Here is an 11,584-nt window from a genome sequence, read left to right as displayed (position 1 = left end):
AAAACCGGTGCGGGGGATGCACCGGCACATCGATTACGGAAGAAAAATACCTTCCGGGTCGATCTGATGATACAGAATATCCAGCTCGCCAAGACTCGGCGGCTTTGTTTCACCCCGAACCCGGCTTATATTGAGATCAAAACTGCAGTTTTCCAGAATCTGTTCCGGCGTACATCCGGGATGATAGGTATCCAGATACATTTCTCCGTTCTCGTCAAACCGAAACACCCCCATGTTGGAAATGACAGCCTCAGGTCCACCCCGAAAAGCCCTGTTGTACACTTCCTTTTTGGGCACCATTTCACCCGAAGGCCACTTAGGAATCCGCCATCCGGGAGAGGTCACAAAATCAACCTGCTCCTTGAATCGTCTTTTTTCCTGCACCATGATGAACACGGTTTTTTTAGCAAGGCCATTGATGTCGGAATTCCCACCGGAACCGGTGAGCCGTTTTTCGGGAACAATCCCGTACTTACCCATACCCGTTGTGTTCACGTTTCCGTACTTGTCCACTTCCGCACCACCGAGAAAGGCCAGATCCACAACACCCCTCTGGAGCTGGTTGAACACATCAAACAGCCCGGAAGCAACGGAAGCCTGGTAGATACACCGGGCATCTCCCACGGAGGTGGGAAGGGAAACAGGCCTGCCGTCCACACTGCCCGCCTCATAAATGCAGACTGCCGTAGGTGCCGCTGTCCGCTGGGCCAGACCAATGGCCAGCATGGGAAGGCCCGTACCTGCAAACACCACATCACCATCCGTCACTTCACGGGCCGCCGCCACTGCCAGCAGATCGATGGGCTTGAATTCACCTGTTTTAGCAAGGGTCGTGTCCCAATTCATCAGCGTGTCCCCCTTTTGATTGTGGTGGAATATCCAAAGGCCGGGTTTGCCCGCAGCTGTTCCAGTCGCGTGATACCGATTTTTTCCAGGTAGGCTTCAAAGTTGGGAATATCATGGATCCATTCCTTGACCCAGGCATCCAGACCTTCCTGAGACCGCGTTTTTTTAAAAAAATTCTGAATAAAACTGCCATCGGTTTCATAACAGCCGAAACATCCTGTGGGATGGGCTCCCCAGGACTGCTCCACAATGCAGGAAACCTGATGACCCGCAATAAGGTTACGGGACGGTTCTCTGCGGATATACTCCTCACTGACAATCTGCTCCGCGATAATGATGACATTGTCTGAAGCCTTAATGGCTTCGGAATCGGAGTAGAGCTGCCCTTCCACCCGTACCGTTCCTTCCTCACCCACCATCTGGACATGGGCAATGCACCAGTCCGGATTCGCTGCAGGCATATGCAGCAGTTCTCCTCCGTAAAAGGGATCCGACACAATTTCGTACTTTTTCTTAGGAATTTTGGGATTGCTGCCGTCCCGTAAGCCTGCAATTCTGAGATGGTCATAGGCCGGATTGAGCATATCCGTTCCCATGCTGGCATAGGTGGGCAGATAGGGCAGTCCCATGGACCCGGCAGCCATGCGATACAGAATCTGTACATGACTGTAGTCCTCAATAATCACCTCGCCGGCTTCCGCACGGCGGGCCAGGTTCGCACCTATTTTCCCAAACAGCTCATGACCGATCCAGCAGCTTTCCCAAATCTTGACACAACCGGCTCCGATCAGCAGGTCGGAATGGGTTCCACCGTTCACTTCCACAAGGTGAAGATTCTTTTTCCCCTGCCTGATGAGTTCGTAGACAGCCGCCATGGGGCGCCGCCAGATGGTAAAACCGCTGAAAGTCAGCATTGCACCATCGGGTATCTGCGCAACGGCCTCCTGAAGATTCATTTTTCCGGGTTTGGCCATTTTCTCCTCCTTCATAAAGAAAGCTGGCTTCTATTCCGCCCAAGACAATAAACCAAAACCTCGCCATATTTACATGGGCCAAGAAGCAAAACGCTGTTTACTCAGTGCGCCAGAAAAAAGGACTCTGCGCATGCACCGCCTTCGCCCCCTACTTCTTCTTGCGTTTCTTATCCCCTATGACCTCACCGCTGATAACAATCTTCTGTACCTGCGTGGTTCCCTCATAAATGGTAAAAACCCTTGCGTCCCTGTACAGACGCTCGATCTCAAATTCTTTGGTATACCCGTAACCACCATGAATCTGAAGACTCTGGGCGGCCACATGATTGGCCATTTCGGAGGCATACATCTTTGCCATGGATGCTTCCTTGGAGCATTTCTCCCCCCTGTCCTTCATGGCTGCCGCATTGAGGACCAAAAGACGCGCTGCCTCCACTTCCGTGGCCATATCTGCGATCATCCAGCGCAGTCCCTGATTGGCCGCAATGGGTTTACCGAACTGGTGGCGCTGTCTGGCATAATCCACAGCCAGATCCAGGGCTCGCATGCCCACACCGAGGCTCTGGGATCCGATACCGATACGCCCATCGTCCAGGCCGCTCATGGCAACGAGAAAACCTTCCCCTTCCTTACCCAGCAAGGTACTTGCCGGAACCCGGCAGTTATCAAAAATCAGATCCGTGGTATCCGATCCCTTCAGGCCCATCTTCTCTTCCTTGCGTCCTACGATGAAACCCGGTGTATCCGGTTCAATGAGAAAAGCTGAAATTCCTTTATGCCCTGCCGACGGATCGGTTTTAGCCAGAATAATGAAAACCCCTGATGTCGCACCGCCGGTGATCCAGCGCTTGGTTCCGTTCAGCACATAAGAATCTCCGTCTTTTTCCGCCGTAGCTGTCATACCCGCAGGATCGCTGCCCGCCTCGGGCTCGGAAAGGGCGAAGCTTGCGATAATCTCACCTTTTGCCATGGGTTTGAGATATTTTTCCTTCTGCTCATTGCTGCCGAAACGCACAAGACTGCCACATCCGATGGAATTATGTACACTCATGATAACGGCCACGGAAGCGTCATAATAAGCAATTTCCGTTAACGCCAGGGAATAGGCCACGGTTCCCATATCCTCTCCATCGTACTCTTCGGGTACCAGCATGCCAAGAAGTCCCAGCTCCCCCATTTTACGAAGAATTTCCTTAGGATATTCACCGGTATGATCCCGATCCATAGCCGCTTCCGCCAACTCTTTACGACCAAATTCGCGAGCCATTTTCTGAATCATTTTCTGCTCTTTGCTGATTTCAAATGCCATGACTGCCCCCGTTCAGTGATCATTCTTTTCCACGCATCGCATACGGGACGATGCCTCATCCAAAGTCTGGCACCGGCATATCCACCCGAACCAGCCGGTGCCAGCTCCATGGCTACTGGTAGTCGTAAAAACCCTTTCCGGTTTTCCGGCCCATCCATCCGGCTTCCACGTATTTACGAAGAAGAGGGCAGGGCCTGTATTTGGAATCACAGAAACCGTCATAGAGAGTTTCCATGATGGCAAGACAGGTATCCAGACCGATAAGATCGGCAAGCTCAAGGGGCCCCATGGGATGATTCATGCCAAGCTTCATCACCGTATCAATGTCTTCCTTACTGCCAACGCTGTGATACAGGGCAAACACAGCCTCATTGATCATGGGCATAAGGATACGGTTAGCAATGAATCCGGGGAAATCATTGGCTTCGGCAGGTGTTTTTCCAAATTTTACACAAAGATCCCAGGTCACTCGGAAGGTTTCCGTATCCGTTGCGATTCCCCGGATAATTTCCACAAGCTTCATTACAGGCACAGGGTTCATGAAATGCATGCCAATAACTTTTTCCGGGCGTTTTGTCCGCGCTGCAATACGGCCGATGGGGATGGAAGAAGTGTTGGTACCCAAAATAGCACCGGGCCTGCAGATGCGGTCCAGATCTTCAAAGATTGTAAACTTCAGGCCTTCATTTTCCGTTGCTGCCTCCACCACATAGTCACAGGGCTCAAGCCCTTCAAGGCTGGTTACGGTCTTCATACGGCCCAGAATGGCATCCTTATCCCCGGCACTGATCTTCCCCTTTTCCACATTTCTGGAAAGATTTTTGTCAATGAGCCCAATTCCTCTTTCCAGTGCAGCATCATTGATATCCATCACAATGACAGTAAGCCCGCTGGCAGCTGCCACCTGTGCGATACCCCCCCCCATCTGTCCTGAACCGATCACACCAAAGGTTTTGATTTCCATTATCAAGCTCTCCTTTCACAATTATCAGGCTCCGGTTATTCCCAGACATCTTCTGTGACGCGTACCGGCCTTCTTCCGACCCAATCGATCAGGCTTATCTTTTTACTATCATGGAAACCGCCTCTCCACCGCCCAGACAAAGAGACGCGAGGCCTGTTCTGGCATCCCGACGCTTCATTTCATACAGCAGAGTTGTGAGAACCCGCGCGCCGGAAGCACCAATGGGGTGACCGATGGCCACACTGCCGCCATTCACATTGACCCTGGCAGGATCCAGATTCAACTCCCGGTTGATGGCAAAGGACGTGCCGCTGAAAGCTTCATTGATTTCAAAAAGATCAATGGCCTCCATCCCTATTCCCTCTTTAGCGCAGCACTTGGGGATGGACCAAAGGGGTGCCATAAGTACATACTGCATCTCTATTCCGTAGGAAGCCTGGGCGCCGATGGTAGCCAGTATCTCACACCCCAGGGCTTCGGCCTTTTCCCGGCTCATCACACATAAGGCTGCGGCACCATCTGCAATGATAGACGCATTTCCCGCCGTTCCCACACCACCTTTTTTAAATGCTCCCGGCATGGCAGCCAGCATGTCATAGGGAGTTTCCTTCACGGATTCATCGTCGGCAAAAACGTTAACGCCTTTACGGGATTTGATTTCCACAGGTACAATCTCATCCTTGAAACGGCCCGAATTCTTCGCTTCATTGGCCCTGCGATAGGACTCTGCGGCATACCTGTCCTGTTCTTCACGGGTAACACCCCATTTATCCGAACAGATCTCATTGCTCATGCCCATATGAAAATTATTCACATGATCCCACAGACCATCATGGATCATGCCATCTTTAATTTCTCCATGCCCCATACGCAGACCGAAACGGGCTTTCTGAAGAAAATACGGTGCATTGCTCATACTCTCCATTCCACCGGCAACCACCACGTCCGCATCCCCCAAAGCAATGGCCTGGGCTGCCAGCATGACGGCCTTCAGGGCGGAACCGCACACCTTGTTGATGGTAAGGGCTTCCACCTCCCAAGGCATCCCGGCACGTACAACCGCCTGTTTGGCTGGATTCTGCCCGCAGCCACAGGGAAGTACCTGCCCCATAATGACCTCATTCACCTCCCTGTCATCAATACCTGCTCTCTTCACAGCTTCACGAATGGCAATGGCCCCAAGCTCCACAGCTCCCAGGCTGGCAAGAGATCCGTTAAACGCCCCCAACGGTGTCCGGCAGGCACTCACAATTACCGCTTCTTTCATGGCTCAACTCCCCGTCTTTCCCCTGAAGGTATGCGATCATAAACATACGTTTTTATTATGAGTTTTGGCCGATCAAAACCGGACCACCCGGCATCTGCCGACAACAGGGCTCCTTTATTTATGTGTACACCGGCACATCAGGAGGCGTGTGCCGGTGTACACCACCAAAGGAGACACCAAAAACCAGACTGCTTGCTTGTCTGTCCAAAGGACTATTGCAATGGCAATGCCACGCCCGAAGCCCACCAGCTTCAAAAAGATAAAGGCTTGATAAACAAAGATTTTTTCAAATAAAAAAAGAGTTTTCTTCATAGCAGTCCTTTTTTTCTCAAAGATCCGGCCTGGAAAAGTGGCGAATCCGCCACAGACACCATTCCGGAAAATAGCAAATAAACCACTGTTATAAAAAAACATATTGTCAAAGCCCCACACAAATCCACTGGCGTGGCGAAACCGCCCTCACACGAGATGACAGACACAGCCCGCATTCTCATCCTGCCTTTTCCACATCATAAGGAAACGGCCCCATCCAAATCATACGATTCCTGTTTGCCTGTATGGAAAGATTGGTATACATTCTTAAAAACAGGGTTTATTCGTATTTCCGTGGTATGAACCATCCACTTCCTTCCGCGAGCTTATCCCATGCCCCTTCCCGGATTTTCCAGACGAAGCCTTTCCAGAGACCTTATTTCAGGGCTTTCCCTTTCCCTTTGTCTGTTGTTTTCCATTCTGGGAACCATCTACTACATCTACCTTACCCATCAATCCAATAAAGCCCTGCAGGAACAGGCCCAAGCCATCAGCCAGGAAATTGCCCACGTTCTGTCCGGCCCGGCATGGCAGCTGGATAACGACCTCACCACACGCATAGCCACCGCCTACCTGCACACCGAACATATGGCAGGCCTGCGGGTTATCTTCAGCCCGAATACCGTTGTCTTTGCCCATATGCCTGACCCCAACAACCCCCACACCTTCCGCAAGACCCGCACCATGGAACAGATCCGGGATGACGGCACCCTCCTTTCCATCGGATCGGTTGAAGTCTGGTTTTCCAGAGAAGGCATCCGTGATATGCAGAGCACCCTTATCCGTATGGTCTGCATCATTGTCCTTCTTTCCACAGCACTGGTTATCCTGGTCATCCAGCTTCTCATGGCTTCCCTGCTGCAAGGTCCCCTGGACTCCCTGCTGCGCAATATCAAAGCCATTGCCGCAGGAAATTTTGACAGCGCCATTCCCCCTGTCCCCCAGGAAGATATCAACGCCATTATTTCTGAAATCAACACCATGGCCACCCGCATTGCTGCCCATACGGATCAGCTCAAGGCAGAGATACGGGAACGGAAGCAGGCGGAAACAGCCCTTCTTATTTCCGAAAAAAAATACAGATCCATTTTTGAGAATGCCCTGGAAGGGATTTTTCAGATTACATTCTCCGGACGTATCATCAACATCAATCCCTCCATGGCCCGGATCTTCGGATATCGGCATATTGATGAAATGATGCACCTTGTGGATAACTTTGAAAATGAGCTTTTTGTGGACCCAGAAATACCGGTTGCCATTCGTCAGCAGCTTGAATCCGGCAGGACCATTCAAAACTTTGAAACCCGATTGAGAAGAAAAGACGGCAGGAAAATATGGGGGGCCATACAGGCCCGTGTGGAAAAAAACCCGGAAACAGGGCTGCCTTTTGTGGAGGGCATGCTGGAGGACATCTCGGAACGCAAAGAAGCGGAAGCGGCTCTGAAAAGTGCCAACCGTCTGTTGGAAAGCCGGGTTCTGGAGCGCACAGCCGCCCTTCAGCAGGCCAACGAAAAACTCAAAGCAGCTAAAGAAAAAGCAGAAAAAAATGCAGAAGTTCTGAACCTTTTTGCCCGTGAGCTGGAAGTTAAAAACGAGGAACTTGCCCGTGCCAAAGACCTGGCTGATGCGGCAACGGAAGCGAAAAGCCGTTTTCTTGCCAACATGAGTCACGAAATCAGAACACCCATGAACGCCATCATGGGCATGACCTACCTTACCCTCAAGACGGCCCTTTCTCCAAAGCAGAAGGATTATCTTGAAAAAATCCAAACCGCCACGGACTCTCTGCTCCGCATTATCAACGACATCCTGGATTTTTCCAAAATTGAAGCCGGCCATATGGAAATGGAGGCTGTTGCTTTCCGTATGGACGAAATTCTTACCCGCCTTGCCAACCAGACAGCATTAAAGGCCCATGAAAAAAATCTTGAACTTATTTTCATCACAAATCCGGAAATACCATCACAATGCGTAGGTGATCCCCTGCGCCTCGGTCAGATTCTCATCAACCTTGTCAGCAACGCCGTTAAATTTACGGAAAAAGGCCAGATTACCCTCTCTGTCCACCCCGGAGAAAAGACACCAGAGGGCATACAGCTGTTTTTTTCCGTGCAGGACACAGGCATCGGAATGACCGAGCAGCAGCAGGCTGAACTGTTCCGGCCTTTCAATCAGGTGGATGCCTCCATGACCCGCCGTTACGAGGGCTCCGGACTGGGCTTGAGTATCTCCAAACGCCTTGTGGAAATGATGGGCGGTCAGATTTCCGTAACGAGCGAGGCTGGAAAAGGCAGCACCTTTTCCTTTGACGTATGGCTGGCTCCATGTCACAGCCAGCCGGGAAGAGAAACAAGCCTTGCGCCCGTTCTTCGGGATCTGCGGGTAATGATTGTGGAGGACAACGCAGCCAGCCGCCAGGTTCTGTCAGAATATACGGAAACCCTTTCCATGCGGCCCCGATCCTTTGCCGACGGTGAAAAAGCCCTCCAGCACCTGCAGACAGAAAAGACATGCTATGATCTCTTTTTTCTGGACTGGAAACTCCCCGGCATGAGCGGTATTGATCTTGCCCGTTGGATACGGGAAAATACCCTTGACCCCAAACCAAAACTCCTTCTCGTCACAGCTTTCGGCAAAGATCTGCGGGAAAAAGACAGACAACTCCTTGACGGAGTTCTGTTCAAGCCCTTTACCATTTCCGATCTCATGGACAGCACGCTGGAAGCCCTCTGCATCCCTCAGGAAACCCATTCTCAAAAGGATTTTTCCATAGAAAATACCCTGCCCCGGCTGGATGGTGTTCATATCCTGCTTGCAGAAGACAACGAACTCAACCGGCAGCTGGCAAGAGAATTGCTAACCGGCGCCGGTGCCAGAGTCACAACGGCGGTCAACGGGCGGGAGGCCATGCACAAAGTGCTGGAATATCATTTTGACATGGTTCTCATGGATGTCCAGATGCCTGAGCTCGACGGATACGAGGCAACCCGTCAGATTCGCAACACAGCCGGGCAGGAAAAACTCCCCATTATTGCCATGACTGCCAATGCCATGGTAGGGGACCGTGAAGCGGCCATACTGGCCGGCATGAACGATCATGTTCCCAAGCCCGTTAACCCTGCCCAGCTCTTTGCCACCATCATCCGCTGGCTTCCCCGTCATTTTCAGGAAACCACCCGAGCCTCCTTCCCTGCCAGCGGTCCGCCGGAAAGACAGGAAAATCTGACTCTGCTCCCTGGCATTGATACCGCATCGGGCATCACCCGCGCTGGCGACAACCTCGAACTTTACATGGAACTGCTTTCCAGATTCAGGGAAGAATACGCCGATATTTCTGACAGCATACGAAGAAACCTTGAAGAAGGGGATCTGCAGCAGGCGCAGATGACCGTACACACCCTCAAGGGGGTTTCCGGTAATCTTGGAATGGATTCCGTTTTTACCCATGCAGGCAGTCTCGATATGCTGCTTCGCAGACCTACGGAAAAAGAAACGCTTCTAAAAACATGGCTGGACTTTGATGCGGCAATGTCAGCCACCCTTGAAGGACTCAAGGGTCTTACGGAGCCTATGCCGAAAGAGATCCATCTTCTCACCGGAACCAGTGAGGAACTCCTGGATTGCCTCAGACGACTGCAACCGGAAGTTGCCAACCTGAAACCCAAGCGCTGTGCCCCCATCATGGCAGAGCTGGAAAAACACAACTGGCCATCTCCCTATGCAGCGGATGTGAACCGCATATTGCGTCAGGTCAGAACCTATCAGCTTAAGGATGCACTCATCCAAGTACAAAAACTGATCCGGATGCTGGAGGATGAAACCCATGCGTAGACCCGAAGACTGCACCCTTATGGTAGTAGATGACACAGAGACCAACATCGACCTGCTTCTTGATACGCTGGGGCCGGAATACGAGGTTATGGTCGCCATTGACGGACCGACAGCACTGGAACATGCGAAAACCAGCCTTCCGGACCTGATTCTGCTGGATATCATGATGCCCGGAATGGACGGTTTTGAGGTCTGCCGACGCCTGAAACAGGATGCGAGAACCCGCAACATACCCGTCATCTTCATTACCGCCATGAGTGAAGCCCTGGATGAACACAAAGGACTGGCCCTCGGGGCCGTTGATTACATCACCAAACCCTTTAACCCGCCCATCGTTCGCATGCGTATCCGCAACCATCTTGCCCTCAAGCTGGCCCAGGAAGCTCTCTCAACGCAGAATGCCACACTGGAAGACCGTGTACGCGAACGTACCATGGAACTGGAACGCACCCAGGATGTCACCATCCAGTGCATGGCTTCTCTGGCAGAAACACGGGACATGGAAACAGGAGAGCATATCCGCCGGTCCCAGCACTATGTCCGGACCCTTGCCCGCCATCTTCGTCACCATCCCCGTTTCCGCCACCAGCTGGACAGCACACACTACATCGACCAGCTTTTTAAATCTGCCCCCCTCCATGATATCGGCAAGGTAGGCGTTCCGGATCGTATTCTTCTGAAGGAAGGACCTCTTACAAAAGAGGAGTTCCAGGAAATGAAACGCCATACAATTTATGGGCATGATGCCCTCCGTCAGGCTGAAAAAGGGCTTTCCGGTCAGAATTCCTTTCTCAGTGTAGCCGCTGAAATCGCCCATACCCATCATGAACGCTGGGATGGTTCCGGTTACCCCAGAGCCCTCCGGGGAGACGATATACCCATTTCCGGCCGCCTGATGTCCATTGCCGACATCTACGATGCCCTTATTTCCAAAAGAAGCTACAAGGAGGCCTTTTCCCATGAAAAGGCCGTACACATAATAAGTCAGGGGGACGGCCGCACCCTGCCCCATCATTTTGACCCTCACGTCCTCCAGGCATTTATGAAAGAATCTGAAACTTTCCGCCAGATAGCCCTGCGTTTTCAGGATGGCAGCCATAGCCTTCGATAGCTGGCCTACAAAAGTCCCACCAGCATACGGGTTGCCACAAGAATCAGCAGCGCTGCAAAAAATCTTTTCAAGGTATTCACCGGCAGACTATGGGCCAGCCTGACCCCCAGAGGAGCCGTCAGCACACTGGCTCCCACAATACCGATCAGCGCCGGTCCATAAACAAACCCCAGAGATAGGGGAGGCAGCAGCTCATTGCCCAGACCACCCACCACATATCCAGCGGTTCCTGCAAGGGCAATGGGCAGCCCTATGGCTGCGGAGGTACCGATCACCGTATGAAAGGGTAGATTGCACCAGGTCATGAAAGGAACGGAAAGGGTCCCTCCACCAATGCCAACCAGGCTGGACATGCCGCCGATGGTGCATCCGGCACCGAACATACCCGTTATCCCGGGAAGGGTGCGGCTGGCTTTGGGCTTTTTGTTAAGAAACATCTGTAAAGCAACGTAATAAAGAAAAACGATAAAAATAATCTTCAAGGCCATAGTGGGCATACGCGAAGCCACAAGTGCCCCCAGAAAAGTACCCAGTACAATGCCCGGGCTTATACGCCACACGACATCCCAGCGAACGGCACCCCGCTTATGGTGGGCCTTCAGGCTGGATGTGGCCGTAAAAATAATAGCAGCCATGGAGGTGCCCAGTGCCAGCTGCATGAGGATGGACATTTCCACCCCCTGAGAAGGCAGAGCAAAAACCAGCATGGGTACCACTACAAGCCCGCCCCCAATTCCCAGAAGCCCGGCAAGAACACCGGCAATGGCCCCCAGCAGCAGATACAACGCAAAGGTCTCAAGCATTTCTCTCTCCCTGATGCAGAGCTTGTCCGCAAACTATTTTTAGCAGCTGACAGCGCACCACAAACAGTTACGATCATCTTAATTCACAAGATATATTGTGTGGCACTGCGCTGTTCAAAAAAAATTTCAGCCAGCCTCTGCAAATAAAATATGAACTCTCGGGATCA

At 52.0% G+C, this 11,584-nt stretch carries 9 protein-coding genes; 2 read left to right on the top strand and 7 right to left on the bottom strand.

From position 1 onward, the window contains the following. Positions 1-33: 33 nt before the first annotated feature. The 6 genes from OOT00_RS01585 to OOT00_RS01560 form a co-directional block, all read right to left on the bottom strand. Positions 34-846: a CoA-transferase subunit beta gene (locus OOT00_RS01585; protein WP_265423537.1), complete on the bottom strand. Its 813-nt coding sequence runs from the start codon at positions 844-846 to the stop codon at positions 34-36. Beyond that, the gene (locus OOT00_RS01580; RefSeq protein ID WP_265423536.1) at positions 846-1,820 is read right to left on the bottom strand and encodes a CoA transferase subunit A; all 975 of its coding nucleotides are present in this window, start codon (positions 1,818-1,820) and stop codon (positions 846-848) included. The genes OOT00_RS01585 and OOT00_RS01580 overlap by 1 nt, the downstream gene beginning before the upstream one ends. Positions 1,821-1,968: 148 nt before the next feature. After that, entirely contained in the window at positions 1,969-3,129 is a 1,161-nt protein-coding gene (locus OOT00_RS01575; RefSeq protein WP_265423535.1) for an acyl-CoA dehydrogenase family protein, read from the bottom strand. 112 nt (positions 3,130-3,241) lie between these two features. Beyond that, positions 3,242-4,093 (bottom strand): 3-hydroxybutyryl-CoA dehydrogenase, encoded by an 852-nt coding sequence (locus tag OOT00_RS01570; protein WP_265423534.1) that lies wholly within the window; start codon positions 4,091-4,093, stop codon positions 3,242-3,244. Positions 4,094-4,187: 94 nt separating this feature from the next. Continuing rightward, a complete protein-coding gene (locus OOT00_RS01565; RefSeq protein ID WP_265423533.1) occupies positions 4,188-5,360 on the bottom strand; it encodes an acetyl-CoA C-acetyltransferase in 1,173 nt (390 codons plus the stop codon). Positions 5,361-5,474: 114 nt separating this feature from the next. After that, the gene (locus OOT00_RS01560) at positions 5,475-5,672 is read right to left on the bottom strand and encodes a hypothetical protein (protein ID WP_265423532.1); all 198 of its coding nucleotides are present in this window, start codon (positions 5,670-5,672) and stop codon (positions 5,475-5,477) included. Positions 5,673-6,005: 333 nt separating this feature from the next. Between OOT00_RS01560 and OOT00_RS01555 the strand changes: the two genes are divergently transcribed. Further along, positions 6,006-9,503: a hybrid sensor histidine kinase/response regulator gene (locus OOT00_RS01555; protein WP_265423531.1), complete on the top strand. Its 3,498-nt coding sequence runs from the start codon at positions 6,006-6,008 to the stop codon at positions 9,501-9,503. Further along, entirely contained in the window at positions 9,496-10,614 is a 1,119-nt protein-coding gene (locus tag OOT00_RS01550) for a response regulator (RefSeq protein ID WP_265423530.1), read from the top strand. The genes OOT00_RS01555 and OOT00_RS01550 overlap by 8 nt, the downstream gene beginning before the upstream one ends. Before the next feature lie 5 nt (positions 10,615-10,619). Here OOT00_RS01550 and OOT00_RS01545 read toward each other — a convergent pair whose 3' ends face one another. Beyond that, positions 10,620-11,417: a sulfite exporter TauE/SafE family protein gene (locus OOT00_RS01545; protein ID WP_265423529.1), complete on the bottom strand. Its 798-nt coding sequence runs from the start codon at positions 11,415-11,417 to the stop codon at positions 10,620-10,622. Positions 11,418-11,584 lie beyond the last annotated feature (167 nt).

This window comes from Desulfobotulus pelophilus (assembly GCF_026155325.1).
GTDB classification, from domain to species: Bacteria; Desulfobacterota; Desulfobacteria; order Desulfobacterales; family ASO4-4; genus Desulfobotulus; species Desulfobotulus pelophilus.
This window is presented reverse-complemented; position numbering and strand designations above follow the sequence as displayed.

Bases quoted from the DNA above. Each gene is read 5' to 3' on its own strand.
- OOT00_RS01575 (WP_265423535.1), bottom strand. From the start codon at position 3,129: ATGGCATTTGAAATCAGCAAAGAGCAGAAAATGATTCAGAAAATGGCT.
- OOT00_RS01585 (WP_265423537.1), bottom strand. From the start codon at position 846: ATGAATTGGGACACGACCCTTGCTAAAACAGGTGAATTCAAGCCCATC.
- OOT00_RS01570 (WP_265423534.1), bottom strand. From the start codon at position 4,093: ATGGAAATCAAAACCTTTGGTGTGATCGGTTCAGGACAGATGGGGGGG.
- OOT00_RS01555 (WP_265423531.1), top strand. From the start codon at position 6,006: ATGCCCCTTCCCGGATTTTCCAGACGAAGCCTTTCCAGAGACCTTATT.
- OOT00_RS01560 (WP_265423532.1), bottom strand. From the start codon at position 5,672: ATGAAGAAAACTCTTTTTTTATTTGAAAAAATCTTTGTTTATCAAGCC.
- OOT00_RS01550 (WP_265423530.1), top strand. From the start codon at position 9,496: ATGCGTAGACCCGAAGACTGCACCCTTATGGTAGTAGATGACACAGAG.
- OOT00_RS01565 (WP_265423533.1), bottom strand. From the start codon at position 5,360: ATGAAAGAAGCGGTAATTGTGAGTGCCTGCCGGACACCGTTGGGGGCG.
- OOT00_RS01545 (WP_265423529.1), bottom strand. From the start codon at position 11,417: ATGCTTGAGACCTTTGCGTTGTATCTGCTGCTGGGGGCCATTGCCGGT.
- OOT00_RS01580 (WP_265423536.1), bottom strand. From the start codon at position 1,820: ATGGCCAAACCCGGAAAAATGAATCTTCAGGAGGCCGTTGCGCAGATA.